25 protein-coding genes are annotated in these 26,481 nt (G+C 66.3%); 10 read left to right on the top strand and 15 right to left on the bottom strand.

The genetic code is table 11. The features are described from left to right. Positions 1–6: 6 nt before the first annotated feature. Both BLM15_RS16135 and BLM15_RS16130 read right to left on the bottom strand, forming a co-directional pair. Positions 7–1,875, bottom strand: a complete 1,869-nt coding sequence (locus BLM15_RS16135; RefSeq protein WP_126113711.1) for an extracellular solute-binding protein — start codon at positions 1,873–1,875, stop codon at positions 7–9. 167 nt (positions 1,876–2,042) lie between these two features. Continuing rightward, positions 2,043–2,588, bottom strand: coding sequence for a c-type cytochrome (locus BLM15_RS16130; RefSeq protein WP_126113710.1), 546 nt, complete (start codon positions 2,586–2,588; stop codon positions 2,043–2,045). 173 nt (positions 2,589–2,761) lie between these two features. Here BLM15_RS16130 and BLM15_RS16125 point away from each other — a divergent pair, with 173 nt between their 5' ends. After that, entirely contained in the window at positions 2,762–3,499 is a 738-nt protein-coding gene (locus BLM15_RS16125; protein WP_126113709.1) for a 3-deoxy-manno-octulosonate cytidylyltransferase, read from the top strand. Between the two features lie 15 nt (positions 3,500–3,514). Then, positions 3,515–4,369, top strand: coding sequence for a prephenate dehydratase (locus tag BLM15_RS16120; RefSeq protein WP_126113708.1), 855 nt, complete (start codon positions 3,515–3,517; stop codon positions 4,367–4,369). A 25-nt stretch (positions 4,370–4,394) separates the two neighbouring features. On the opposite strand, the gene hpxZ is transcribed toward BLM15_RS16120, so the two are convergent. The 6 genes from hpxZ to BLM15_RS16090 all read right to left on the bottom strand — a co-directional run bounded on the left by hpxZ (position 4,395) and on the right by BLM15_RS16090 (position 10,723). Then, positions 4,395–4,799, bottom strand: coding sequence for an oxalurate catabolism protein HpxZ (hpxZ, locus tag BLM15_RS16115; protein ID WP_236846325.1), 405 nt, complete (start codon positions 4,797–4,799; stop codon positions 4,395–4,397). Beyond that, on the bottom strand, positions 4,796–5,968 hold the full coding sequence (locus BLM15_RS16110) for an amidase (protein ID WP_126113707.1): 1,173 nt from the start codon (positions 5,966–5,968) through the stop codon (positions 4,796–4,798). Before BLM15_RS16110 ends, hpxZ begins: the two co-directional genes overlap by 4 nt. A 47-nt stretch (positions 5,969–6,015) precedes the next feature. Continuing rightward, positions 6,016–6,972, bottom strand: a complete 957-nt coding sequence (gene nudC, locus BLM15_RS16105) for an NAD(+) diphosphatase (RefSeq protein ID WP_126113706.1) — start codon at positions 6,970–6,972, stop codon at positions 6,016–6,018. 81 nt (positions 6,973–7,053) lie between these two features. Then, positions 7,054–7,941, bottom strand: a complete 888-nt coding sequence (gene mmsB / locus BLM15_RS16100; RefSeq protein ID WP_126113705.1) for a 3-hydroxyisobutyrate dehydrogenase — start codon at positions 7,939–7,941, stop codon at positions 7,054–7,056. 111 nt (positions 7,942–8,052) lie between these two features. Continuing rightward, positions 8,053–9,201, bottom strand: coding sequence for an isobutyryl-CoA dehydrogenase (locus tag BLM15_RS16095; protein ID WP_126113704.1), 1,149 nt, complete (start codon positions 9,199–9,201; stop codon positions 8,053–8,055). Between the two features lie 25 nt (positions 9,202–9,226). Next, positions 9,227–10,723: a CoA-acylating methylmalonate-semialdehyde dehydrogenase gene (locus BLM15_RS16090; RefSeq protein ID WP_126113703.1), complete on the bottom strand. Its 1,497-nt coding sequence runs from the start codon at positions 10,721–10,723 to the stop codon at positions 9,227–9,229. A 121-nt stretch (positions 10,724–10,844) separates the two neighbouring features. On the opposite strand from BLM15_RS16090, the gene BLM15_RS16085 reads away from it, so the two are divergent. After that, the gene (locus BLM15_RS16085; protein ID WP_126113702.1) at positions 10,845–11,783 is read left to right on the top strand and encodes a LysR family transcriptional regulator; all 939 of its coding nucleotides are present in this window, start codon (positions 10,845–10,847) and stop codon (positions 11,781–11,783) included. Between the two features lie 10 nt (positions 11,784–11,793). Here the strand turns inward: BLM15_RS16085 and BLM15_RS16080 are convergent, their stop codons facing one another. From BLM15_RS16080 to BLM15_RS16070, 3 genes are all read right to left on the bottom strand, one after another. Continuing rightward, positions 11,794–13,098: a diguanylate cyclase gene (locus tag BLM15_RS16080; RefSeq protein ID WP_126113701.1), complete on the bottom strand. Its 1,305-nt coding sequence runs from the start codon at positions 13,096–13,098 to the stop codon at positions 11,794–11,796. 184 nt (positions 13,099–13,282) lie between these two features. After that, positions 13,283–15,028, bottom strand: a complete 1,746-nt coding sequence (locus BLM15_RS16075; protein ID WP_126113700.1) for an ABC transporter permease — start codon at positions 15,026–15,028, stop codon at positions 13,283–13,285. Positions 15,029–15,058: 30 nt separating this feature from the next. Continuing rightward, the gene (locus BLM15_RS16070) at positions 15,059–16,045 is read right to left on the bottom strand and encodes an ABC transporter substrate-binding protein (protein WP_126113699.1); all 987 of its coding nucleotides are present in this window, start codon (positions 16,043–16,045) and stop codon (positions 15,059–15,061) included. Between the two features lie 314 nt (positions 16,046–16,359). Between BLM15_RS16070 and BLM15_RS16065 the strand changes: the two genes are divergently transcribed. The 5 genes from BLM15_RS16065 to BLM15_RS16045 all read left to right on the top strand — a co-directional run bounded on the left by BLM15_RS16065 (position 16,360) and on the right by BLM15_RS16045 (position 21,383). Then, entirely contained in the window at positions 16,360–17,730 is a 1,371-nt protein-coding gene (locus BLM15_RS16065; protein WP_442859461.1) for an ABC transporter substrate-binding protein, read from the top strand. A gap of 105 nt (positions 17,731–17,835) precedes the next feature. Further along, positions 17,836–18,723, top strand: coding sequence for a carbohydrate ABC transporter permease (locus BLM15_RS16060; RefSeq protein WP_126113697.1), 888 nt, complete (start codon positions 17,836–17,838; stop codon positions 18,721–18,723). Continuing rightward, complete coding sequence (locus BLM15_RS16055) at positions 18,723–19,559, top strand: carbohydrate ABC transporter permease (protein ID WP_236846324.1); 837 nt, start codon at positions 18,723–18,725, stop codon at positions 19,557–19,559. The genes BLM15_RS16060 and BLM15_RS16055 overlap by 1 nt, the downstream gene beginning before the upstream one ends. A 127-nt stretch (positions 19,560–19,686) precedes the next feature. Next, entirely contained in the window at positions 19,687–20,670 is a 984-nt protein-coding gene (gene tal, locus BLM15_RS16050) for a transaldolase (protein WP_126113695.1), read from the top strand. After that, on the top strand, positions 20,667–21,383 hold the full coding sequence (locus BLM15_RS16045; RefSeq protein ID WP_126113694.1) for an SDR family NAD(P)-dependent oxidoreductase: 717 nt from the start codon (positions 20,667–20,669) through the stop codon (positions 21,381–21,383). Before tal ends, BLM15_RS16045 begins: the two co-directional genes overlap by 4 nt. On the opposite strand, the gene BLM15_RS16040 is transcribed toward BLM15_RS16045, so the two are convergent. Beyond that, the gene (locus BLM15_RS16040) at positions 21,377–21,883 is read right to left on the bottom strand and encodes a hypothetical protein (protein ID WP_126113693.1); all 507 of its coding nucleotides are present in this window, start codon (positions 21,881–21,883) and stop codon (positions 21,377–21,379) included. The genes BLM15_RS16045 and BLM15_RS16040 overlap by 7 nt on opposite strands. 274 nt (positions 21,884–22,157) lie before the next feature. Here BLM15_RS16040 and BLM15_RS16035 point away from each other — a divergent pair, with 274 nt between their 5' ends. Then, positions 22,158–22,724 (top strand): YceI family protein, encoded by a 567-nt coding sequence (locus BLM15_RS16035; RefSeq protein ID WP_126113692.1) that lies wholly within the window; start codon positions 22,158–22,160, stop codon positions 22,722–22,724. Positions 22,725–22,762: 38 nt separating this feature from the next. After that, positions 22,763–23,317 carry a cytochrome b gene (locus tag BLM15_RS16030; protein ID WP_126113691.1) on the top strand — a complete coding sequence of 185 codons (555 nt, stop codon included), beginning with the start codon at positions 22,763–22,765 and terminating at the stop codon, positions 23,315–23,317. Here BLM15_RS16030 and BLM15_RS16025 read toward each other — a convergent pair. From BLM15_RS16025 to BLM15_RS16015, 3 genes are read right to left on the bottom strand one after another with little or no spacing between them, the layout of a single operon-like run. Continuing rightward, a complete protein-coding gene (locus BLM15_RS16025) occupies positions 23,302–24,978 on the bottom strand; it encodes a thiamine pyrophosphate-binding protein (RefSeq protein ID WP_126113690.1) in 1,677 nt (558 codons plus the stop codon). The genes BLM15_RS16030 and BLM15_RS16025 overlap by 16 nt on opposite strands. Then, the gene (locus tag BLM15_RS16020; protein ID WP_126113689.1) at positions 24,971–26,155 is read right to left on the bottom strand and encodes a CaiB/BaiF CoA transferase family protein; all 1,185 of its coding nucleotides are present in this window, start codon (positions 26,153–26,155) and stop codon (positions 24,971–24,973) included. The genes BLM15_RS16025 and BLM15_RS16020 overlap by 8 nt, the downstream gene beginning before the upstream one ends. Further along, a complete protein-coding gene (locus BLM15_RS16015) occupies positions 26,152–26,472 on the bottom strand; it encodes a hypothetical protein (RefSeq protein ID WP_126113688.1) in 321 nt (106 codons plus the stop codon). Before BLM15_RS16015 ends, BLM15_RS16020 begins: the two co-directional genes overlap by 4 nt. Between the last annotated feature and the right edge of the window lie 9 nt (positions 26,473–26,481).

The following is a 26,481-nucleotide window of genomic DNA, read 5'->3' as shown; positions in this document are numbered from 1 at the left end:
GCCCGCTTATGCCTTCCCGATCCGCTTGGCTTTTTCGGGATCGTACCACCATGTACCCGGCGCGCCGGAACTGAATTTCGGCTTGGTCTGAGGACGCTCATACATATCCCAATAGGCCAGCCATTCGCTGGCGTTCCACCACATCGGGATCCAGTAGCGCCCGGCCCGTAGCAATCGGTCGAGGCATTTGGCCGCCTCCACCACCTCGGCATAGCTGTCGGCTTGTCCGATCTTGTCGATCATCGCGTCGATCGCTGGATGGGCAATGCCGCCGACATTGCGCGAACCACGCGTCTTGGCCGCTTCCGAGCCGTAGACGACGCGCATCGTGTCGCTCGGGATCGAGCTGCCGCTCATCGCGCGGCTGATGACGTCGAAGTCGAACTCGTCGAGCCGGCGCTGGTATTGCGCTCCGTCGACGATGCGCGAGGTCGCATTGATGCCGAGCCGCTTGAGATTGGCCTGGAAGGGCTGGGTGTGCGGCTGCAGCGAGGGCGTCGAATCCAGGAATTCGATCTCGAAGGGCTGGCCGTTCGGCAGCTTCATCACATTGCCATCGCGCTTGCAGCCGGCGGCACGCAGCATCTCGTCGGCGCGGCGCAGCAAGGCACGGTCGCTGCCGGAGCCGTCGCTGACCGGCGGCAAATAGGGCTCGCCGAAGACCTCGTCGGGCACCTTGCCGCGGAACGGCTCCAGTAGTGCGAGTTCCTCCGGCGAGGGCTTGCCCACCGCCTTCGAATCCGAGTTCTCGAAATAGGAGGTCGCCCGCGAGAAGGACGAGAACATGATGTTCTTGTTGGTCCACTCGAAGTCGAAGGCGAAGCCGAGTGCCTCGCGAATGCGCGGATCAGTGAACTTCTCGCGGCGCAGATTGTAGATCCAGCCCTGCGAGCCGATCGGTTCGGTCTTCGGCAGGGCCTCCTTTTTGACCTTGCCTTCGTGGATGGCCGGGAAGTCGTAGCCCGTCGCCCAGATCCGTGAGGTGAACTCCTCCTGGAAGGTGATCACGCCGCTCTTGAAGGCCTCGAAGGCGACCTGCCGGTCGCGGAAATACTCCCAGCGCACGCGGTCGAAATTGTTCTGGCCGACATTCACTGGCAGATCCCTGGCCCAGTAATCCGGCACCCGGTCGAATTCGATGAAGCGGCCCTGCTCGAAGCGGCCGACCTTGTAGGCGCCCGAGCCGAGCGGTGGCTCCAGTGTCGAGGCCTCGAAATTGCGGGTCGACCAGTATTTCTCGGAGAACACCGGCAGCCCGGCGACGACGAGATGCATGTCGCGGCTGCGCTTTTGCGAGAGCTTGACGACGATGAGGTCGTCGCTCTCGGCGACGGCTGATTCCATTTCGGCGAGGATCAGCCGGTAGGTCGGATGGCCCTTGCTCTTGAGCAGGTTGAAGGAGAAGGCGGCATCGCCGGCGGTGACGCGCGAGCCGTCATGGAACTTCGCCTCCGGCCGCATGCGGAAGCGATAGGCCAGCTTGTCGGCGGACACAGCGACACTCTTCGCGAGCAGGCCGTAGAGCGAGCCTGGCTCGTCGCCCGAGCCAGCCATCAGGCTGTCGAAGCAGGCATCCATGCCGGCGGCGCCGTCGCCCTGCAGCACAAAAGTGTTGAGCGTGTTGAAGGTGTCGAAGCTCTGGTTGCCGCCGGCGCGCTTGATCTGGATGGTGATCGAGCCGCCCTTCGGCGCCTTCGGGTTGACATAGGCAAAATGCGGGAAGTCCGGCGGCAGCGCCAGCTCGCCGAAGGTCGAGAGGCCGTGGACCTCGTTCTCCTGCGCGAGCGCCGCCGTGAGCGAGGCTGGCAGCGCGGCCGCGCCTGCGAGCGCGCCACTGGCTTCGAGCAGCCTGCGGCGGGTGATGCGGATCGCCATGCAAAACCCCTTGCGATTCGTTGTCCGATTATGTCGTCACGCCGAGCTAACGCCAGCCTTGCGCGCATTCCCTGTCATGGTGACGGCAATTGCATGGCGCGGACAAGCAAAAGCCGGGCTTTGGGCCCGGCTCATATGGTCACATTGGCGCGAAAGGCGCGGCCAAATCAGGGCTTAGGCAGCGGCTTGGGCGCGTCGGCCAGCGTATTCAGATAGGCGATAACGTCGGCGCGCTGCTCGGGCTTGCTCAGGCCGGCAAAGGCCATGATGGTACCGGGAACGTAAGCCTTCGGGTTCTTCAGGAAGTGGTCGAGCGCATCGGCGTCCCAGCTCTTGTCGCCACGGCCCTTCATTGCGGCCGAGTAGCCGAACCCTGCGACTGAGCCTTCATTGCGGCCATAGACGTCGTAGAGATGCGGGCCGACCTTGTTGGCGCCGCCCTTTTCGAAGGTGTGGCAGGCCTTGCAGGCGCCGACAGCCTTTTCACCCTTGGCCGGATCGGCCTTGGCAAGGCGGACCGCAATCGGCTCCTCGGCAACTGCCGCGGCAGCGCCGGCGCCGCCAGCGGCGGCCGGCTCCAGGCTCGGCAAGTCGTAGCCGGGAACGGCCGGCTTCTTGGGGGCGAAGACGATGCCGGCGCCCATGTTCAGGGCCATCACGACGAGCAGGGTCGAAAGCCCCGCGCCAGCGATCTTGTTCAGTTCGATATTCATCGTCTCTCACAACCCTCGGCCCGCCCGTCGGCGAAGCAAGACAGCGCTGCGGCCGGGCCCTTGCGGAGCCGGCACGTCAGCGCTGCTTAACCGCTTTGCGCGCTGCATTGCAACTCGTATAAGCACGCTCCGCTTTGAGACCTTTTGCCGCCCCGCGAGCTTTCCTTAAGCCAATGCCCAATCCGCTGATCCTGATCCCCGCCCGCATGCAGGCGACGCGCCTGCCGGGCAAGCCGCTGGCCGATATTCTGGGCGAACCGATGATCGTTCGTGTCTGGCGCCGTGCCATCGAAGCGCGCGTCGGCGACGTCGTGGTCGCGACCGATGACGACCGCATCCTCGCGGCGATCGAGCAGGCCGGCGGCCGGGCCGTGATGACCAGCCCCGCGCACCAGACCGGCTCCGACCGGATCAAGGAGGCCGCCGACATCATCGATCCCAAGGGCGAGCACGACATCATCGTCAACGTCCAGGGCGACTTCCCGACGTTGGCGCCGGCCGCGATCGCGGCCGCGGTGGAGCCGCTCGCCGATCCGGCCGTCGATATCGCGACGCTTGCCGGCGAGATCACCGACGACGAGGAGAAGACCGCGCCGAGCGTGGTCAAGCTGATCGGCAGCGAGATTTCCCCCGGCCGGATGCGCGCGCTCTATTTCACCAGGGCGACGGCGCCTTATGGCGACGGCCCGCTCTACCACCATGTCGGCCTCTACGCTTATCGCCGCCGCGCGCTCGACCGCTTCGTCTCGCTGCCGCAATCGCCGCTCGAACTGCGCGAGAAGCTCGAGCAGCTGCGGGCGCTCGAGGACGGCATGCGCATCGACGCCATGATCATCGATCACGTCCCGCGCGGCGTCGACACGCCCCCCGATCTGGACCGCGCCCGCGCGTTCCTGACATCCCGCGCCTGAGCCTGAAAGTCTCCAATGTCAGTCGTCGTTTCCTATCAGGGTGAGCCCGGAGCCTTCTCTTCGCAGGCCGCCCTCCAGGTCTTCCCGGATTGCGAGCTGCTGCCTTGCCGGACCTTCGAGGACGCGCTCGCGGCGGTCTCGGACGGCGCCGCCCGCTACGGCATGATCCCGATCGACAACTCGATCGCCGGCCGCGTCGCCGACATCCATCACCTCCTGCCGCGCTCTGGCCTGCACATCATCGGCGAGCATTTCCTGCCGATCCGCTTCCATCTGATGGCGGTCGAGGGCGCGACGCTGGCGACGCTGCAGACAGTGCAGAGCCACATCCATGCGCTCGGCCAGTGCCGCAAGATCATCCGCAAGCTCGGCCTGAAGGCCGAGGTCGCTGCCGATACCGCCGGCTCTGCCCGTCAGGTCGCCGAGGCCGGCGACCCGACGCGCGCCGCGATCGCGCCGCACATCGCCGCCGAGGTCTACGGCCTCAAGATCCTGATGGAGGACATCGAAGACGAGAAGCACAACACCACGCGCTTCGTCGTGCTTTCGAAATATCCCGAATTCGCCCGCCAGGGCGCCGGCAAGACGGTGACGACCCTGATCTTCCAGGTCCGAAACCTGCCGGCGGCGCTCTACAAGGCGCTCGGCGGCTTCGCCACCAACGGCGTCAACATGACCAAGCTGGAAAGCTATATGGTCGACGGCCATTTCTCGGCGACGATGTTCTACAGCGACGTCGAGGGGCATCCTGACGATCCGGCGCTGCGTCGCGCGCTCGACGAACTCGCCTTCTTCTCGAAGGAGATGAAGATCCTCGGCGTCTATCCGGCCCACGAATTCCGCGACAGCTTCCCCGAGCCGGGGGAGTAAGCCGGCCCCGCGGGCGGTCGCCCCCTCACCAAGGACGCGGCCCTTCCATCGTCGAGACATGAGCCGAGACGACCTTCCAGCCGAGATCGGGGAAGCGCACCCAGCTCTGGCTCTGGCGGCCGATGATCTCGCGCCCGCGCACCTTGAATTCGAGGTTCACGGTGGCGAAGTCGCGGCCGAGCGTCAGGATTTCCAGGCGGATCCGCTTCTCCTTGATGCCCGGGCCCGGCGGCCGGGCGACGCGGTGGGCATGGATCTCGTCGAAGCCATAGCCGTTCTCGCCCAGCGCGTAGCGGATGGTGTGGGGGCTGTTCCAGAAGGAGGCGTCGAGCACGTCGACTTGCTTGTCGATTAGCGCCTGCTCATAGCGCTCGAACAGGGCGCTGATCTCGGCGACGACATCGGGCAGGTTTGGGGTCAGGTCGGTCACGAGAGGGCCTCCACGGCTTGGGCGACGGCAATCAGGCTGGCGTCGGTGCCGCGCCCGCCGATGATCGAGAGACCGACCGGCGCGCCGTTCACCATGGCGCCGGGCAGGTTGAGCTGGGGCGAGCCGGTGAGGCCGCCCTGCGCACAAAGACAGGTGATGCGATCGCGCAGTGGCTGCAGCTCCGGAGTCGGCAGGCCGCGCAGCGGCGCCTGGAAGGGCGTTGTCGGCAGGCAGAGGATCGTGCCCGCCGGCAAGAGGTGACGCAGCCGCGCCCGCGCCTCCTCGCGCATCAGCGCCGCCCAGTTGCGCTCGCTCGCGGAAACCTGCGAGCCGGCGATCAGCCCGGCGGCGACGCTGAAGGCCATGCGCGGATTGTGCTGCTCGATCCAGGGCCGGAAGGTCTGCCAGGCCTCGACCGGCTGCAGGCTGCGTTGCGCGCGTGCCCAGACCGAAAGCCCCTGTGGCGCCATGATCTCCTCGCGCGCCGGGCCGACGATCCGCTCCAGCTTCCGGACCATCGGTTGCAAGGCATCTGCGACCTCGGGGTCGGCGAAGCCGAAGGCATCGACCGCGATCAGCAGCTTGGTCGGCAGCGGGCCGGGCGCCTCGCCGAGCAGCACGGCGCCGACCTTCGCGAAGATCCCGGCATCGCGCGCGAACCAGCCCGCCGTGTCCGAGCTCGGCGCCTGCGGCAGCAGCCCGGTCAGGTCGAGCCGGCCGTGTGTCGGCCGGATGCCGTAGAGCCCGCAGAAGCTCGCTGGCACGCGCATCGAGCCGCCCGTATCGGTGCCCAGCGCGATGTCGCAGAGGCCGGCGGCGACGGCAGCCGCCGAGCCGGAGGAGGAGCCGCCGGGCACGCGCTCGGGCGCGGCGCTGTTGATCGGCGTGCCGTCGAAGGCGTTCTCGCCGAGAATGCCGAGCGAAACCTCGTCGGTGATGGTCTTGCCGACGCAATTCGCTCCGGCATCCAGCAGGGTCTGCACCGCCCAGGCATGGCGCGTCGGGGTGGGGTTTGCCTTGGCCCAGTCGTGATTGCCGCCGCCGGTCGGCAGGCCGGCGACATCGAACAGGTCCTTAACCGCAAAAGTCAGTCCGGAGAGCGGCCCGCCCTGCCGGCCGGCGAGATGGGCGCGCGGCCCGGGCACGAAGGCGTTGACCGGGTCCGTCATCCAGGGCTCCGCAAAGGCTGTTCGTTCGTCGGGTAGCGCGGGGTGCGTCAGGGCTCTTCGCCATCCACCGCCCACGCTTTCAGGATCGTGTTGGCGATCGCCATATGCGGCGGGCAGAACAGCTCGTCGGGATGCTTGCCCTCCAGCATCTGCAGTGCCTCTGCGCGGCTGAACCAGCGGCCGGCTTCGAGCTCGGTGCCGTCGAGCACGATGTCGTCGTTCAGCGCTTCGGCGATGCAGCCGATCATCAGCGATCCCGGGAAGGGCCAGGGCTGCGAGGCGATGTAGCGGACGGTACCGGTGCGCAGGCCTGCTTCCTCCCAGGTCTCGCGGCGGACCGCATCCTCGAAGGTCTCGCCCGGCTCGACGAAGCCGGCGATGCAGGAATACATGCCGGGCGCAAAGCGCGACTGGCGCGCCAGCAGGCAGTTGTCGCCCCGCACCGCCAGCATGATCACGACCGGATCGGTACGCGGGAAATGCTGCGCGCCGCAGGCCTCGCATTGCCGCTTCCAGCCGGCCGAGCCGAGCTTCGTCGGTGCACCGCACTGGGCGCAGCAACGATGGCGCGCATGCCAGTCGAGCAGGGCCTTGGCCTCGCCGAGCGGGCCGAGCTCCTCCTTCGGCACCAGCCGCTTCAGCGCGACGCTGCGTAGGTCGGTGACGACGAGCACCGCCTGCTCGCGCAACCCTTCCAGCAGCTCGCGGTCGATCAGCCGGCCAAAGCGTGGCGCTCCATCCGGATCGAGCCCGAGGAAGACCTCGTCCAGCGCCGGGCCGAGCCCATCGGCGCCGCTCTCGTCGAACCAGACGGTCTGGGTCTCGGCGCCGTTGCGCAGCAGGATCGGCGTCTCGCCCGCGACGATGGTGAAGCGTGTGTCGCTGCGAGCTCGCAATTCCGCGACCTCGTCCGCCCGGTCGCGCAGATCGGCGCGTCGGTCGAGCGGGCTGGTGGCGAAGCCGGTCTGGGCTGAGCGTTCTTTGCGGCGGGAGGCGTCGTTCATGCCTCCCGTCCTACTCCGCTTTCGTCCCGATCGGAACGGGGTCGAAAGCAGAATTATACGTATGCGAACGTTCGCCGGCGCTCAGGTGTTTCCGCGCCCGCGCAGCAGGTGGATGATGCCGGAGAAGTCGGTGCCGCCTTCGCCCCAGGCATTGTGCATTCCGTAGACCTGCGCCGCCGCGGCGCCGAGCGGGGTCGAGGCTCCGGCCGCCTGTGCCGCTTCCTGGGCGAGCTTCAGATCCTTCAGCATCAGCGCCGAGGCAAAGCCGGGCTTGTAGTCGTTGTTGGCCGGCGAGGTCGGCACCGGCCCCGGCACCGGGCAATAGGTCGTCAGCGACCAGCACTGGCCCGAGGAGGTCGAGGCGACGTCGAACAGCGCCTGATGCGACAGGCCGAGCTTCTCGGCCAGCACGAAGGCTTCCGAGACGCCGATCATCGAGATGCCCAGGATCATGTTGTTGCAGATCTTGGCCGCCTGGCCGTTGCCGGCGTCGCCGCAATGCACGACCTTCTTGCCCATCCCCGACAGGATCGGCTCGCCGCGCTTGAAAGCATCAGCGCTGCCGCCGACCATAAAGGTCAGGGTCGCGCCCTGGGCGCCGCCGACGCCGCCGGAGACCGGCGCATCGAGCGAGAGGCAGCCGCGCTCGGCGGCAAGCGCATGCGCCTTGCGGGCGCTCTCGACATCGATGGTCGAGGAATCGATCAGCAGCGTGCCCGGCTTCACCGCAGGGAGGATGTCGGCCCAGACCCCCAGCACATGCTTGCCCGCCGGCAGCATGGTGACGACGATCTCGGCCTCGGCGACGGCTTCCTTGGCCGAGCCGGAGATGCCGACGCCGAGCGCCGCAGCTGCATCCTTCGAGGCCTGCGACAGGTCGAAGGCGGAGACCTTGTGCCCGGCCTTGACCAGATTGCCGGCCATCGGCCCGCCCATATTGCCGAGCCCGATGAAGGCGATGGTGCTCATGGTCGTGTCCTTCCCGCTGTCATTGGCGTCATGCTCGGGCCTGACCCGAGCATCTCTTTGAGGAGATTATCGGGTCTGCGCTTCGCTTCGCCCGAGAATGACGATGCGTCTTCAATTCCCCTTGGCGCGACCAACCAGCGAGCGCGCCACGATCATCCGCATCACCTCGTTGGTCCCCTCGAGGATCTGGTGGACCCGGAGGTCGCGGACGATCTTCTCGATGCCGTAGTCGGCAAGATAGCCATAGCCGCCATGGATCTGCAGCGCCTGGTTGGCGACCTCGAAGCCGGTGTCGGTCGCGACCCTTTTGGCCATGGCGCAGAGCTTGGTCGCATCCGGCGTCTTCTCGTCGAGTGCCGCCGCCGCGCGCCAGAGGAAGGTCCGCGCCGCTTCCAACTCTGTCGCCATGTCGGCGAGCTTGAACTGCAGTGCCTGGAAATCGGCGATGCGATTGCCGAAGGCCTTGCGCTCCTGGGCATAGCCGAGCGCCTTGTCGAGCGCGCCCTGTGCCCCGCCGATCGAGCAGGCGCCGATATTGAGTCGCCCGCCGTCGAGCCCGGCCATGGCGATCTTGAAGCCGATACCTTCCGGGCCGATTCGGTTGGCGGCCGGCACGCGGCAGTTCTCGAAGATCACGGCGCGCGTCGGCTGGGCGTTCCAGCCCATCTTCTTCTCGTTGGCGCCGAAGGAGAGGCCGGGCGTGCCCTTCTCGACGACGATGGTCGAAATGCCCGACGGGCCGGCCTCGCCGGTGCGGACCATCACCACGTAGACGTCGGCGACGCCGGCGCCCGAAATGAACTGCTTCTGGCCGTCGAGCACGTAATGATCGCCGTCGAGCACTGCCTTGGTCTTCAGCGCGGCGGCGTCGGAGCCGGCGCCCGGCTCGGTCAGGCAATAGCTCGCGAGATGCTCCATGCTGCAGAGCTTCGGCAGAAACTTCTGTCGCTGCTCGTCCGCGCCGTAGCGGTCGATCATCCAGGCGCACATGTTGTGGATCGAGATATAGGCGGCGACCGTCGGGCAGGCGGTCGAGAGCGCCTCGAAGATCACTGCCGCGTCGAGGCGCGTCAGACCGGAGCCGCCGACATCGTCGCGGATATAGATGCCGCCCATGCCGAGCGCGGCGGCCTGGCGCATTTCCTCGACCGGGAAATGCTTTTCCTCGTCCCAGCGCACGGCATGGGGCGCCAGGGTTTCGGTTGCGAAACCCTGGGCCATGTCGCGGATGGCGATCTGGTCTTCGGTGAGGGAGAACATGCCCTGATCTCCTTCGCCGTCGGCCTCAACCCATCGTCGGGATGACGAAGCTGGCGCCGTCCTTGATGCCGGAGGGCCAGCGCGCCGTGACCGTCTTGGTCTTGGTGTAGAACCGGATCGAGTCCGGGCCGTGCTGGTTGAGATCGCCGAAGACCGAGCGCTTCCAGCCGCCGAAGGTGTAGTAGGCCAGCGGAACCGGGATCGGCACGTTGATGCCGACCATGCCGACCTGGACCTTCGAAGCGAAGTCGCGCGCCGCATCGCCGTCGCGGGTGTAGATCGCGGTCCCATTACCGTATTCGTGGTCGTTGGTCAGCTTCAGCGCCTCGTCATAGCTCTCGGTCCGCAGCACGGAGAGCACGGGCCCGAAGATCTCCTCCTTGTAGATGCGCATGTCCTTGGTGACGTTGTCGAACAGGCAGCCGCCGACATAGAAGCCGTTCTCGTAGCCCTGCATCTTGAAGTCGCGGCCGTCGACGACGAGCTTGGCGCCTTCGCCAATGCCGATATCGACATAGGACTTGATCTTCTCCATCGCCGCCTTGGTCACGACCGGACCGTAATCCGCGGCGGTGTCGGTCGAGGGGCCGATCTTCAGGCTCTCGACGCGGGGGATCAGCCGCTTGACCAGCTCGTCGGCGGTGGCCTTGCCGACCGGAACCGCGACCGAGATCGCCATGCAGCGCTCGCCGGCCGAGCCGTAGCCGGCGCCGATCAGCGCGTCGACCGCCTGGTCCATGTCGGCGTCGGGCATGATGATCATGTGGTTCTTGGCGCCGCCGAAGCACTGCACGCGCTTACCATTGGCGCAGCCGCGGGCGTAGATATACTCGGCGATCGGGGTCGAGCCGACGAAGCCGACCGCCTTGATGTCATGGTCGTCGAGGATGGCGTCGACCGCCTCCTTGTCGCCGTTGACGACGTTGAGGATGCCGGGAGGGCCGCCCGCTTCGATGAAGAGCTCGGCGAGGCGCATCGGCACGCCGGGATCGCGCTCGGACGGCTTCAGGATGAAGGCGTTGCCGCAGGCGATGGCGGGGCCGAGCTTCCAGAGCGGGATCATCGCGGGGAAGTTGAACGGGGTGATGCCAGCGACGACGCCGAGCGGCTGGCGCAGCGAATAGATGTCGATGCCAGGGCCGGCGCCGTCGGTGAACTCGCCCTTCATCAGGTTGGGCACACCGAGCGAGAATTCGACGACCTCGACGCCGCGCTGGATGTCGCCCTTGGCGTCGGGAATGGTCTTGCCGTGCTCGCGGGCGAGCAGCTCGGCGAGCTCGTCATTGTTCTGCGCGATCAGGTCGAGGAACTTCATCAGCACGCGGGCGCGGCGCTGCGGATTGACCGCCGCCCATTTCGGCTGGGCTTCGAGCGCGTTCTCGACCGCGGCGCGCAGTTCCTGCTGCGAGGCGAGCGCGACCTTGCCGATCACCGAGCCGTCCATCGGCTGGTAGACATCGGCCGTGCGGCCCGAGGTGCCTGCGACGTGCTTGCCGCCGATGAAGTGACCGATCTGACGCATGGCATCCTCCCCTAAAGTCGTGTGACGCTGATTGGAGCTACCCCTATCATTATCGTTTGCGCACGGCTATAGGCAGATATCGGCCAAAGTCGTGCAAAAACACAGATACGGGAGGAGCGCCATGGAACGGTTCGACTGGGACGACCTGCGTTTCTTTCTCGCCGTCGCCCGCTCCGGCCGGCTCACTGCGGCGGCGCGCCGGCTTGGCGCCGACCATGCCACCGTCTCGCGCCGCATCACCTCGCTGGAGGAATCGCTCAAGGCCAAGCTGTTCGAGCGGCGCCCGCAAGGTTACGCGCTGACCGGCCATGGCGAGCAGCTGTTGGCCAAGGCCGAGAGCATGGAAACCGAGGCACTGGCGATCCAGAGCGAGATCGGCGGCGCCGACATGGCGCTCTCCGGCACGGTCCGGATCGGCGCGCCCGATGGTTTTGGCTCGACCTTCCTGGCGCCGCGCTTCGCCGGCCTCGGCAAGGCTTATCCGGGGCTCGAGCTCCAGCTCATCGCCATGCCGCGCCTGCTCTCGCTGTCGAAGCGCGAGGCGGATGTCGCGATCACGCTCGCTCCGCCCAAAGAGGGCAAGGTTGTCGCCCGCAAGCTCTGCGATTACCGCCTCGGCCTCTACGCCTCGCAGGATTACCTCGATGCGATGCCGAAGGTCGCGGCGGCGGAAGATCTCTTCAGCCACCGCATCGTCGGCTATATCGACGACCTGATCTTCACGCCCGAGCTCGACTATCTCGACGAGGTCGCCAAGGGTCTGCGCGCGCAGATCCAGAGCTCCAGCGTGCTGGCGCAGATGAATGCCGTGGCCGCCGGCGCCGGCATCGGCGTGATCCATCACTTCATGGCGGTCGACGAGCCCCGGCTCGTCCCCGTTCTGCCGGATAGCGTCTCGATCACGCGCTCCTTCTGGCTGCTCGTCCACGCCGATCTCAAGGACGTCGCCCGGGTCCGGGCGGTCGTCGATTTCATCGTGCGCGAGTCGAAGGCCAATCGCGCGCTGCTGATGGGTGAGTTGGCGGCTGCAGGAGGTCCGCGCCTGGCTGCCGCCGGTTGAAGCTCCGCGCTTAGGCCGCGACGCGGACGCAGTTGCGCCCCTCGTGCTTGGCCGCATAGAGCGCGCGGTCGGCCGCGATGAGGTATTGGTCCAGGCTACCCTGCCCACTGATCTCGGCGACGCCGATCGAGACCGTCAGCGTGATCTGCTGATCGTCGACCAGCAATGTCTCGTGCGAGAGGTCGAGGCGGATGTGATCGCTGAGACGCAGCGCCGCCTTGGTGTTCAGGCCCGGGAATAGGATGGCGAACTCCTCGCCGCCGATCCGGGCGAGCAGATGGCCGGCGCCCTCGACCGATTGGGCGAGGTAGCGCGCCACCTTGGCCAGCGCCTGATCGCCGAAATCATGGCCGTGGCTGTCGTTCAGATGCTTGAAGTCGTCGATATCGAGGATGGCGATGGCGCTTGGCAGATTTTTCGCGCGCGCTTCGGCAATCAGCTTCTCGGCACTCTCGAAGAAATAACGGCGATTGAACAGGCCGGTCAGGGCATCGCGCGAGGCGAGGTTATGCAGCTGTTCGATCTGCTCCAGCGTCTCGACATTGCTCGCAATCCGGCATTGCAGCTCTTCGGGAATGAAGGGCATCGAGATGAAGTCATTGGCGCCCGCCTTGAGGAAACCAACGGACACCATGCGGTCGCTGGAGGACGAGACGCCGATTAGCCGCAGCCGGTCCGAGGCGAACTGGCGGCGGATGCGGCGCGTCAGTTCGTAGCCGTCCATCTCCGGCATGTAGTAGTCGCTCACGACCAGCCGGATGTCGGGATTGTCCTGGATCAGCGCCAGCGCCTCATCCCCGGACTCCGCCTCGATCACCTGGTACTGCTGCACCTTCAGCATATGGGTGAGCAACTTGCGGGTCGCTGCGGTGTCGTCGACGACGAGAATGCGGGTCTGCCGGTTGCTGAGCGCGCGCCTGGCAGTCGCGACCACGGTCTCGAGTGTGAAAGCGCTGTCCTTCGGGACATAGTCGATGACGTCGCGCTCCATGATCCGGTTGCGCGTCTCGAGGTCGAAGCTGGCAGTGTGGACGATCGTCGGGATGCGGCGCTGGACGGTGAAGTCGATCGCCTCTCCGCGTGGGGCGTCGGGCAGATTGAGATCGACCACGGCCAGAGTGAAGGCCGCGCGGTCTTCGGTGACGACCTCGTGCAGCTCGTTGAGCGACTGGCAGACGACGATGGGCAGCTGAAGCTCGGCCTCGAGGCGGCGCGACAGCGCCAGCGCATAGGTCCGCGAATCCTCGACGAGAAGGACCTTGAGCTCTTCGGCGATGGGTTCGCTCTGACGGCGTCCGGTGGCGCGATAGGCCATTGAGCTCACGAGTCCCTGGTCGGTGCCGGCAGGGTATGCGGCAGGTTTCGAGCTCTGCTTCGCGATGGAAAGGCGAACTCCATGCGGCAGACCATCCTGCCGCAACGTTAATTTGGGTTTAACTAAGCCCCTGCCGTCCACGGCCGATAAGGAGGGCTTATTGGCACGGCGGGAGGGGGGCCGCTCAGATCCGCCAGGGCAGGATGTTAGCCGGCAGCTTGCGGCCGAGTGCGTCGAGCCCGAGCATGACGGCGAGGATCACCACGCAGGCGCTGATCGCCACCGCCGCTGCCTCGCCGGCGAGGCCGGCTTCCTTCAGGCTGAACAGCACGACGCCAAGCGTCTCGGTGCCCGAGGACCAGAGCAGGGCCGAGACCGTGAGTTCGTTGAAGGCGACGAGGAAGACCATCAGCCCGCTGACGGCAGCTGCCGGCGCCAGGATCGGCGCGACGATGAAGCGCAGCATCTGCCAGAGCGTGACGCCGTCGAGCTTGGCGGCTTCCTCGTGATGCGCCTCGATCTGCGCCATCGCCGCTACCGGCGCCTTCAAGGCCAATGGCAGGAAGCGGGCGATATAGGCGAACAGGATGATGAATGGCGTTGCGTAGATGCTGACCCCGATGAGTGGCAATGGCTTCAGGAACATCAGGATGCAGGCGATCGCGAGGACGACGCCAGGCAGGGCATAGGGCAGCTCGATCACCACCTCGACCACGCGCCGGAGCTTGCCCATCCGCCGCTCCAGCCCATAGGCGAAGGCGATCGACAGCAGCGCCAGGATGATCGCGGCCGAGCCGGCGAAGAGGAGGGAGTTGCGGAAGGCACGCACCGTCACGTCCTGCCGCAGCAAGACCTCGGCGAACTTGTCGAAGGTCAGATTCTGCCAGGTGAGCGCGACGCCGAGCGCGGGCGTCAGCGCCTCGCCGATTAGTGCTAGCAGCGGCAGACCGAGCTTGAGCGCGATCAGGAGCCAGAGCCCGGCGGCGACGACAGGGCGGGCGCCGCCGAGATGCCAGAACGGCTGCAGCGGCCGCTCGATCTCGACCTTGCCGCCGGCACGCCGCGTCGCGAGCAGGCCGGCGGTGATGCCGAGGCCGGCGACGAGCGCGACCAGCAGCGAGAGCGCGGCAGCGTCGGGCAGGCCCGCCGGGCCGAAGCTCGACAGCCGGCGATAGATCAGCGTCGGCAGGGTGAGATAGTTCACCGGCAGGCCGAGCAGCGCCGGTATGCCGAAATTGCCGATGCCGGCGACGAAGGCGAGCAGCGCCGCGGCAATGATCTGCGGCCGCAGCACTGGCAGCAGGATGCGGCCGACGATGGTCGCAGGTGCCGCGCCTTCCATCTGCGCCGCCTCGACCAGCGCATGCGGCACGCTGCGCAGGCCGGTCCAGAGCGTGATCGCCACCAGCGGAGCATGATGCAGTGCCATCACCAGGATGATGCCGCCGCGCCCGAGCAGCGGGTTGGGCGTGCCGGGCGCTGGCGAAAGCCCGAGAAGGCCGAGCAGGAAAGAATTCGGTGCGAACAGGCTGAGGAAGGCGAGCGCTGCCACCTGCGGCGCGATCATCATCGAGAAGACCAGCGCGAAGGCGAGGGGCCGTTTGCCGCGGACATCGGTAACGGCGAGCAGGATCGCCGCAGCCCCGCCGATCACGAGCGCGCCGAGCGCCGAGAGCCCGGCCGTCTCAAAGGTGTGCAGGGTCGCGTTGACTGCGGCGCGGCTGCTGATCTCCGCCAGCGCGCCCTCTGGGGCGAACTGCCAGCCAGGCGCGAAGGCGGCCGCGAGCAGCCGCAGGAAGGGCAGGGCGCCGAACAGCGCCGCGCAGAGCAGCACCAGCGCCGGCAGACCAAGGCCCGACGGCAAGGCGAGCTTCAGCAGCGCCGGGCGGATGCCGGTCTGCCGAAATTCCGCGGGGGCTGCGAGCGTCATCGCGTCGATGCCGGAACCGGTTTGCTTCGATCAGCCTTCGAAGATGGCGCTGAAGCGCTTGCGGGCGGCCGGCTCGTCGGCCAGCGCCTTGGCGGCGTCGAACGGCATCAGCTTGATCGCGCCGCGCGCCGGATAGCCGGCCGGCAGGGCAACGTCGGGATGGGCCGAAACATAGCCCTGCTTCAGCGCGAGTTCCTGGCCTTCCTTCGAGATCAGGAAGTCGACCAGGGCCTTGGCTGCCTCCGGATTCTTGCTGCTCTTCAGGATGGCGACGGGCTCGCTCACCGCCGAGACGCCTTCCTTCGGGAAGACGAACTCGACCGGCGCGCCCTTGGCCTTCTCGCGGATCGGCATGAAGTCGACGATCATGCCGTAGAGCTTCTCGCCGGTGGCGACCTGGCGCAGGATGTCGCCATTGGCGCCGGCAGCGAGCGTGCCGTTCTTCTTCAGATCCTCGTAGAAGCTCCAGCCGCCCGGCAGATTGCCGGTCAGCGTGATTGTGTGGATCATCGCAGCGCCGGAGTTCAGCGGGCTCGGCATGGCGAGCTGGTTCTTGACCTCGGGCTTGGCGAGATCGAGCCAGCTCTCCGGCTTCAGCGTCGCCTTGGTGTTGTAGACGATGCCGGTGGTGATCAGCTTGGTCGCGAACCACATCTTCGCCGGGTCGTGCACGCCGGCCGGGAAGGCCGATACATCGGCCTTGTCATGGGCGAGCAGGCGGTCTTCCTTCTTGAGGCCTTCCACGGTCACGGCGTCGGCGATCAGCAGAACGTCGGCTTGCGGCGCGCCGGCCTCGATCTCCGCCCGCAGCTTGGCCATCACGCGCGGCGTGCCGTCGCGGACGAAGCTGACCTCGACCTTGGGATACTTCGCCTTGAAGGCGTCGATCGTCTGCTGGGCGTCGGTGTTGGGCTGGCTGGTGTAGAGCACGAGCTTGCCTTCGACCGCGCCGGCGGTGTCGATCGCCGGCAGGGCCAGGCCGAGCGCGAGGACGGCGGTGGCTGCGAGGGCGCGCATGGGAAACTCCGGTCAATTTGCCGCGATGCCGATGAGGCCGCGCGAAGGTCTGGATATGGATCGTGCGGCGGGGGGTAAGCCGTATCGATGACACATCCGTGACACCGTCCTCTTTGACGCGACCGGGCTGCGCCGTCAAAGCCGATTCGCAAGGCTCTGGCGGGGGAGGATGAGGAAGCCTTCTGTCGAGCTTCGCATGAAAATCGCGCAATCCAGCCGCTTGTTTCTTGCAGGGCTCTTCGACTAGTGTTTATGAGGAGATGTATAAAAAAGCTCAATCTAAACGTTTTAAATGGGAGGATACCATGAAATTCGTGCGCTCTCTGGCTGCCGGCGCAGCCTTGGCAGCCATCGCCGCCGGCTGGTCCGGAGCGGCGCTTGCCCAGGAGACGGTGACGGTTTGGTTCACCAAGGGCTTCTACAAGGGCGAGGACGATGCGCTGCTTGCCGTCGTCGACAAATTCCAGAAGGCGACCGGCGTCAAGGTCGATCTCTCCCTCTACGCGACCGAGGACTGCGTCACCAAGTCGGTCGGCGCCGTCCAGGCGGGCACGCCGCCGGATGTCGGCTTCTGCACCACCTATGACTTCCGCACCACCGGTCAGTGGGCCTTCGAGGGCAAGCTCGAGGACGTCAGCGACGTACTGGAGCCGATCAAGGCGCAGATCCAGCCGCAGGCGCTGGCGACCACTCTTCTGATGAACGACAAGACCAAGAAGAAGGCCTATTACGCCTTCCCGGTCCAGCAGCAGATGATGCACATCACCTACTGGAAGGACATGCTGGAAGAGGCCGGCTTCAAGGAAAGCGACATCCCGAAGGGCTGGGACGGCTACTGGGACTTCTGGTGCGACAAGGTCCAGGGCGCGCTGCGCGCCAAGGGCAAGCGCATCTATGCCGTCGGCCATCCGATGGGCGTCGCCGCCTCGGACACCTTCTACTCCTTCCTGACCTTCGCCAACGCCCACAACGCCAAGGTCGTCGACGAGGACGGCAAGATCGTGCTCGACCAGCCGGCCAACAAGGCGGCGATGGTCAAGGCGGTGAAGGACTATTCCAACATCTCCCAGCGCGGCTGCACTCCGCCGTCCTCGGTGAACTGGCTCGATCCTGACAACAACGTCGCCTTCCATAACCGCACGACGGTGCTGACCCACAACGCCACGATCTCCATCGCGGCCAAGCACCTCGACGACATGAACAACCAGGCTCTGACGCAGGAGCAGCGCGACCAGGCCAAGAAAAACTACTACGACAACATCCGCACGGCCGAGTTCCCGAACAAGCCGGACGGCTCGCCGATGACCAACCTCGCCGCGGTCAAGACCGCCGTCGTCTTCGCGGACGGCAAGAACAAGAAGCGCGGCAAGGAGTTCATGGCCTTCATGATGAAGGACGAGAACCTGCGTCCCTTCGTCGAGGGCTCCGTCGGCCGCTGGTTCCCGACCACGGTCGAGGCCGCCAAGGCCGAGTTCTGGACGGGCGCGGATCCGCACCGCAAGATCGTCTACAAGCAGTACACGGATGGCACCACGCCGTTCCAGTTCGTCTATAACTACAAGTTCACCACGGTGAACGCTGAGAACGTCTGGGCCAAGGCGGTCAATCGCGTGCTGGTCGACAAGGTTACGCCGGAGCAGGCTGTCGACGAGATGATCGCCCGCATCAAGCAGATCGCCGGCTGACACCGGCATAAGGCAAGCCGACAAACACGGCATCCCGCGGCGCGAACTCGCCGCGGGATGCCGACCCGTCTTCTGCGACGGGCGCGTATCGAGGGAGAACAACAAATGACCACGGCAGCGATGGCTCCCCCAGCAATTGCTTCGAGCGATGCAACCTCCGGACAGGCGCGCGACCGCGTGTTCTGGGGCGTGCTCATGCTCGCCCCCTACCTCCTCGTCTTCGCTGTGATGGTGGTCTACCCCGTCGCCTACGGCCTCTGGCTCGGCCTCAACTGGCAGTCCTACAAGGCGCTCTTCGCCGATCCGATCTTCGTCCGCACGCTGGTCAACACCGTCGTCTTCCTGTTCATCGCGGTGAACCTGAAGTTCCTGATGGCGCTGTTCCTCTCGGGTTTCTTCGTCCAGCAGCGCGCCTGGGTGCGCTTCATGCTGGTGCTGTTCATCCTGCCTTGGGCGGTGCCGTCGATCCCGACCATCCTGTCCTTCCGGGTCATGCTCAACCCCGAGAACGGCATGATCAACCAGCAGCTCTTCCACTGGTTCGGCATCGTCGAGGGGCCGGGCTGGCTGACCGATCCGACGCTCGCTTTCGCCTCTTCGATCCTCGTCCATATCTGGAAATCGCTGCCGTTCTGGACGCTGATCCTCGTCACCGGCCGGCTCGCCATAGCGCAGGACCTCTACGAGGCCGCCAGCGTCGACGGCGCCAACAAATGGCAGCAGTTCCGCTTCATCACCTGGCCCTCGCTGGCGACGCTCTATGTCACCTCGACGCTGCTTTCGATGATCTGGACGCTGGGTGACTTCAACAGCGTCTACCTGCTCACCGGCGGTGGCCCGGGCGACCTCAACCACGTGCTGGCGACACTCGGCATCCGCTATATGCGCAACAACAATCTCGACCTCGGCATCGCCTCGATCATCTGCGCGATGCCGCTGATCCTTCCCATGGTCTGGTTCATGGTGAAGCGTCTCTCGAAGGGAGCCGAATGATGAAAAAGGTTCTCGACGAGGGTAAGCTGATCCTGATCGCGATCCCGGTCCTGATCTGGACGCTGCTGCCGATCTACCACCTCTTCGTGCTGTCGATTTCGACGCAGGAATCGATGCTCGCCGGCAAACTCTGGCCGGAGAAGCCGACGCTGCAGAACTTCCAGATCGTCTTCAACCAGCAGCATTATTATCTGACGAACTTCTGGCTGCAGCTGTTCAACAGCTTCCTGATCGCAATTGCGACCGGGCTGCTCACCTTGTTCATCGCGACCTGCGCCGCCTTCGCCATCTCGCGGCTGAAGGCGCCGGGCGGCCGCTCGATCATGAATTTCGCGCTGGCGACCTATCTGATCCCGGCCGCCTTCCTCGCCATTCCCATGTACAAGGCGATGGGCACCTTCGGGCTGCTCAACACCCGCGTCGCGCTGATCCTCGCCATGGTCGCGCTCGCCTCGCCCTATGCGATCTGGGTGCTGAAGCAGGCCTCCGACAAGCTGCCCAAGGAGCTCGACGAAGCCGCGATCATGGACGGCGCCAACTCGCTGCAGCTCTTCCGGCTGGTCTACCTGCCGCTGATGAAGCCTTCCATGGTGGTGATCGGCATCTACGCGCTGCTCCTCGCCTGGAACGAGTATCTCTACGCCTTCCTGCTGCTCTCCAGCGAAAGGGCCGTGCCGCTCGCCGTCGGCCTCGGTCTCTTCCTTTCAGCTGACGATGCGCCCTGGAACCTCCTGATGACGGCCGGCCTGATCTACGCGATCCCGCCGGCGGTGATCTATTACGGCTTCCGCAAGAACATGGTCACCGGTCTGACTGCGGGCGCGGTGAAGAGCTGACGAAAGCATCGTCGAAGCGACCCGGCCGGAGCTGATGCAGGGCCGGGTTGCTTCGCTTTCGCTCGCAATGACGGGCGGCAGGCCGCATATTGACGGTGGACGCCGCAACAACCCTATGGATGACGTGATGACCGCCTCCAAGCTCGACCAGCTCCGCGCCATGACCACCGTCGTCGCCGACACCGGCGACATCGAGGCCGTGCGCCGGCTGAAGCCGGTCGACTGCACCACCAACCCAACGCTGCTGCTCAAGGCGGTGGAGACGCCCACCTATGCCGCCCTCGTCGAGGAGGCGATCGCCTGGGGCAAGCGCCAGGGTGGTGCGGGTGCGGTCGAGGCGGTCTGCGACCGGCTTGCCGTCACCTTCGGCACCGAGCTGACCAAGATCGTGCCCGGAAGGGTCTCGACCGAGGTCGATGCCGATCTCTCCTTCGACACGCAGGCGACCCTCGATAAGGCCCGCGCCATCATCGCCGCCTACAAGGAGCGCGGCGTCGGGCGCGAGCGCATCCTGATCAAGGTCGCCTCGACCTGGGAGGGCCTAGAGGCAGCTCGCGTGCTGCAGGGCGAAGGCATCGACTGCAACCTGACCCTGCTCTTCGCCATGCCGCAGGCCATCGCGGCGGCGGATGCCGGAGCCTTCCTGATCTCGCCCTTCGTTGGCCGTATTCTCGATTGGCACGTCAAGGCCGGCGGCGGCCCCTATACGGCCGAAACCGATCCCGGCGTCGTCTCGGTGAAGAGCATCTACGCCTATTACAAAGCGCTCGGGATCAAGACCGTGGTCATGGGGGCCTCCTTCCGCAACACCGGCGAGATCGAGGCGCTGGCCGGCTGCGACCGGTTGACGATCGGCCCCGGCCTGCTCGACGAGCTGGCGGCGGCCACCGGCGATTTGCCGCGCAGGCTCTCGCCGGCCTCCTCGCCGCAGGTCGCGTCGCCCGAGGGCGCAAAGAAGATCACGCTCGACGAGAAAGCCTTCCGCTTCGCCATGAATGAGGACGCGATGGCGACCGAGAAGCTCGCCGAGGGCATTCGCGGCTTCGTCAAGGACCTGCGCAGCCTGCGCAAGCTCGTCGCCGCCAAGCTCGACGAGGCCAAGGCGGCGTGAGCCCGGCCACCTCGGTGAAGGCCGCCGTCGTCACCGGCGGCGCCAAGGGCATTGGCCGCGCCGTCTGCGAACGACTGGCGCAGGATGGCTTCGTCCCTGTCGTCTGGGATCTCAGGGAAGGTGAGTGCGGGCACGCCTTCGTTGCCTGCGATGTCACGGACGAGGCGCAAGTCGCTGCCGCGCTCGAACAAACCGAGCGCGAGCACGGGCCGGTCGCGGTGCTCGTCAACAACGCCGGCCTGACCGGCCCCTCGACCACGGTCGCCGAGACCCCGCTGGCGCAATGGCAGAAGGTGCAGGCCGTCAACCTGACCGGCACCTTCCTCTGCTCGCGCGCGGTGGCGGCTACGATGGTGCCGCGCGGCCATGGCCGCATCGTCAACATCGCCTCGCTCGCCGGCAAGGAGGGCACGCCGACGCTCTCGGCCTACAGCGCCGCCAAGGCGGGTGTGATCGCCCTGACCAAGACCCATGGCAAGGAACTCGCCGGCTCGGGCGTGCTGGTCAATGCCGTGGCGCCGGCGGCGATCGAGACCGAATTGCTGCAGCAGATGAGCGCCGAGACGGTCTCAACCATGATCGGCAAGAGCCCGTTGAAGCGCCTCGGAACAGTCGAAGAACTGGCCGAATTGGTCGCCTGGCTCGCCAGCGAGAAATGCAGCTTCTCGACCGGCGCGGTCTTCGATCTCTCGGGCGGCCGCGCGACTTACTGAGCCTGCGCGGTTGTGTTGCTATCCGCCTTCGTTGCAAGCACAGCGGGCACGACGGGAGCAGTAGTGACGGGCGTGAAATAGGCCCGCCCGCGCGCGGCGGCGGCTTCGAGCGTCTGCTGCTGGGCCTTTGGTAGCCGCTTGGTGTCTTCGAGGGCGGTGAACGCGCTGCTCGCATGCTCCGAAGATTTCTGCCCGTCGAAGACCACGATACCACTACGGGTGACGATAATGTCGCCCTTCCGCAAGGTCGGGTCGCGCAGATACCAATAGGCATCGCTGGCGGGGTCGAGCTTGGCCGCGGGCTCTGCCGGCTTCGTGCTGGCCTGCCGCGGTTTGCTGGGCTTCGGCTTGATCGCCGGTGCGCCCGGAATGCCGATCATGGCCGGTGGCGTCGGGTTGCCAAAGATCGCTCGGGTGAGATCGTCGAGGAAGCCCGCAGCTTGCGCCTGCGGCGCCGTGGCGAGGCTGATGCCTCCGGCCACGCCGATCGCCAGGATCATCCGTCTCGTCATAGTCGAACCTCCTGGTTCTGCCTTTAGTCGGTCCCGCCACGCTTGTTCGTGTCAGCGCCGCAATCGACCAGATCGGGCGCCGGTTCCTCACAAACGAGGAACGGGCGGGAAAGTTCGATCGGTTCGTTGCATCATCATTGCGCCGGGCCGCGTTCGGGTTGCTGCGGTCGGTGCGAACACGATTGCGCGCGTGCTCTGGTGAGGGGCACGTCACGGGCCTAAACATGCGACTTCATCGTCCAAGCAGGCCGGGCCGGCTGTCATGGCGATCCGCTCTCTCCTTGCGCTGTTCCTGTCCACCGCTCTTGCGATAGCGGCTTCCGCACAATCGTCGGGCTCGCTTCGGCAGGGCGCCAGCGAAGTCTCCTTCGTCGCCAAGCGCTTCGGCGTGCCGACGGCCTCGGGCATCTTCGACCATGTCGACGGAGCCGTTTCCCTCGACTTCGATCGTCCCGAGCGCAGTCGCATCAGGATGACGATCGAGACCGCCTCGCTCCGCACCGGCACGCCGCTGGTCGATGGCTTCATCAAGGGCGAGAACATGCTCGATGTCGGTCGCTATCCGACGGCGACCTTCGTCTCCGAGCAGATCAACCGGGTCGATGGGCGCAGCCTCGTGATCCGTGGCCGGTTGACGATCCGCACCATCACGCAGCTGGTGAGTGTCAGCGCGATCGCGGAGCGCGACCCGGCGGCGATCCGGCCCGGCGAGCGGCTGCCCTTCCGCGCCACCACGGCTTTCTCCCGCAACGCCTTCGACATCGGGCGAGACGTCAATGTCGTGGACGATCAGGTCGACCTGGCGATCCGCGGCGAGGTCCTGCGCTGAACAGCTGATGTCATAACAGGCGAGGGCTCGGATTTGCGATGCGCCCGAGACGTTGGCATCCCCTGATCATCACCCTGCACTGGCTGACGCTGGCGCTGGTTCTTGTGCAGTTCGGGCTTGCGCAAGTGATGCGCGACGAGACGCGCGATCTGATCAGCCGCTTCACGCTCTACCAATGGCACAAATCGATCGGGCTCACTGTCGCTGCGCTCGTCTTCCTACGCCTCCTGTTGCGGCTGGCCTTGCCGGAGCCGCAGTCGCTCGCCATGCCGGCTTGGCAAGCGCACGCCGCGGCAAGCGTTCGGGCCGGGCTCTATCTTTGCCTGCTTGCGCTGCCGCTGACCGGCCTGCTGATGGTCTCGGCTGCGCCGATCCAGATCCCGACGCTGTTCTATGGCTGGATCGCCGTGCCGCATCCGATCGGTCCGGACAAAGCGATCTACGCGGCGATGCTACGCCTGCACGAGGCGCTCTTCGCCACGCTGGCCACGCTCGCAGCGATCCATGCCGGCGCCGCCCTCCTCCATCAGTTCGTGCTGAAGGACGGGCTGATGCGTCGGATCTGGTTCGGCCGCGATCAGCCCTTGCCCTGAGCCTCCAGCGCCTCGGCGCGGATGGTCGAGAGCGACTTGGCCGGCGTGATCGCCTCGGGATCGAGCAGGCAATGGATGATCGCCGGCTTGCCGCTGCTCAGCGCCCGCTCGAAGGCCGGCGCGAACTCCTCGGTGGTCTCGACCCGCTCGCCATGGCCGCCGAAAGCCTTGGCATAGGCGGCGAAGTCGGGGTTCTTCAGCGTCGTCGCCGAGACGCGGCCGGGATAGTGCTTCTCCTGGTGCATGCGGATGGTGCCGTACATGCCGTTGTCGACGACGACGACGATCACCGGCAGCTCGTACTGCACCGCCGTCGCGAAATCCTGGCCGTTCATCAGGAAGCAGCCATCGCCGGCAAAGGCGATCACCGTTCTGTCCGGAAAGAGACGCTTGGCGCCGATCGCCGCCGGCACGCCATAGCCCATCGAGCCGCAGGTCGGCGCGAGCTGTGTCGCGAATTTGGTGAAGCGGTGGAAGCGGTGCACCCAGGTCGCATAATTGCCGGCGCCGTTGCAGATGATCGCGTCGGCCGGGATGTTGCGGCGTAGCCAGGTCACCATCTCGCCGGGGTGGAACTTGCCCGGCACTGGCGCCGGCTGCTCACTCCAGCCGAGATAGGATTCGTGAGCCTCGGCCGCTGCGCCGGCCCAAGGGATCACCTGCGGCGGATGCACCGTCTCGAGCGCGGCGCAGAAGGCGGTCGGCGAGGCGTTGATCGCCAGCTCCGGCCGGTAGACGCGGCCGAGCTCTTCCGGATCGGGATGGACATGCACCAGCGGCCGGCCCGGATTGGGGATGCCGAACAGCGTGTAAGACTGGCTCGGCATCTCCGAAAGGCGCCCGCCGACCAGGAGAACGAGGTCGCTGTCCTGGATGCGCTTCAGCAGCTTCGGATTGGGGCCAATGCCGAGATCGCCGGCGAAATTCGGATGATCGGCCGGGAAGACCATCTGCCGGCGGAACGAGACCGCGACCGGCAGGTCGAAGCGTTCGGCGAAGCGCTGGAAGCGCGCGATCGCCTGCGGGTCCCAGCGCGAGCCGCCGAGAATGGCGATCGGTGCCTTCGCCGCCCAGAGCCGCTTCTGCAGGTCGATGGTCTGCAGCAGCGAGGGATGCGTCTCGGTGACCTGGTAGGGCGCTGCGTCCGGCACGTCCGCGAGATCGGTCAGCACGTCCTCGGGCAGCGCGATCACCACCGGGCCGGGCCGGCCGGCGGTCGCGACATGGAAGGCGCGGCTGATGATCTCGGGAATGCGCGCGGCATCGTCGATCTCGGTCGCCCATTTGGTCATCGTGCCGAACACGGCGCGGTAGTCGAGTTCCTGGAAGGCCTCGCGCTCGCGCATGCCGCGCTCGATCTGGCCGACGAACAGGATCATCGGGGTCGAGTCCTGGTCGGCGATATGGATGCCGGGCGAGGCATTGGTTGCTCCGGGGCCGCGCGTCACGAAGCAGATGCCGGGCTTGCCGGTGAGCTTGCCGGCGGCTTCGGCCATCATCGCCGCGCCGCCCTCGGCCCGGCAGATAGTGACCTTCATATCGGCGTCGTGCAGCGCGTCGAGCACGGCGAGATAGCTCTCGCCCGGCACGCAGAAGGCGTCGGTCGCGCCGTGGATCAGGAGTTGGTCGACGAGGATCTGCCCGCCAGTGCGCTCAGCCATTGTATGGCCCTCCCCAGGCCGGGTCGTTCAGGATCTCGTCGGCATGCTCGCCGAGGCGTGGGCTCGGCCGGCTCGCGACCTGCCTGACGCCGTCGAGCACGATCGGCGAGGCGACGGTCGGGGTCGAGCCGGCCTTTGCCGCCGGATTCTCGAGGTCGACGCGTACGCCGCGGGCCTTGACCTGCGGGTCGGCGAAGACCTCCTCGATCGTGTTGATCGGGCCGGCCGGCACGCCGACCGCCTCCAGCTTCGCCAGCAGGTCGAGCTTGGCAAAGCGGCCGGTCAGCGCGTTGAGGCGCGCCGTCAGGGCAACGCGGTTGGCGACGCGCGAGCGGTTGTCGATGTAGTCGGATTCGCTGGCAAAGCCGGTATCACCGACGGCTTCGCAGAGCTTGCGCCACTGCCCGTCATTGCCGGTGGCGATGATGATGTGCCCGTCCGCCACTGGGAAGACGTCATAGGGCACGATGTTGGGATGGGCATTGCCCAAACGCGAAGGCGCCTTGCCGGAGGTGAGATAGTTCATCGCCTGGTTGCCGAGCACGGCAACCTGCGCATCGAGCAGCGCCATGTCGAGGACAGCGCCTTCGCCGGTCGCATCGCGCCGGCGCAGTGCCGCGAGGATACCGGTGGTGGCATAGAGGCCGGTATAGATGTCAGCGACGGCATAGCCCGCCTTCATCGGCGCACCACCAGGCTCGCCGGTGACCGACATCGGTCCGCCCATGCCCTGGACCAGGAAGTCGTAGCCGGCGCGCGGCGCATAGGGCCCATCCTGGCCGAAGCCGGTGACCGAGCAGTAGATCAGGCGCGGATAGGCCTTGCGCATCGAGGCCGCGTCGAGCCCGTATTTGACGAGGCCGCCGACCTTGAAGTTCTCGATCACGACGTCGGCATGCGCGGCGAGACGGTGCACCAGCGCCTGGCCTTCCACCGTGCGGAAATCGGCCGTGATCGAGCGCTTGCCGCGATTGGCCGAGTGAAAATAGGCGGCCGAGAGAGGCTCCTCGCCCGCGCCCTCGACGAAGGGAGGTCCCCATTTGCGGGTGTCGTCGCCCTCCGGCGCCTCGACCTTGACGACATCGGCACCGAGATCGGCGAGGAGCTGCCCGATCCACGGGCCTGCAAGGATGCGCGCCAGTTCGAGGACGCGCAGGCCGGCGAGAGGAGGGGTCATGGGATCGTCAGGCTCAGTGGTGGAAATTTGGGAATAGGGCGGGGCTCGGAGCCATCGAACTGTTCGACATCCTTGATCGTCGCAAGGCCGTGATGTGTAACAGGCCCGAAACCGCTCCAGAAAGTCCCGGTATAGAACCAATCCGCCCGGCTCGGCCGCGTAATCCGTAGAGGCTGTTCAGCTGAAGGCGCGAACGGGTCGATCACGAACGGAACGCCTTTCCGATTGGGTACGTCCGCTGCCGTGGCCGAGGCGGCAAAGGCGATGAATAGGTAAGCCGCCAAGCTCGAAACGTGTCCGGGCTTGGCGCCTCTCATCGGCCGATC

The organism is Bosea sp. Tri-49, assembly GCF_003952665.1.
Taxonomy (GTDB): Bacteria; Pseudomonadota; Alphaproteobacteria; order Rhizobiales; family Beijerinckiaceae; genus Allobosea.
The sequence above is the reverse complement of the archived record's forward strand: the minus strand, read 5'-3'. Positions and strand labels throughout refer to the sequence as shown.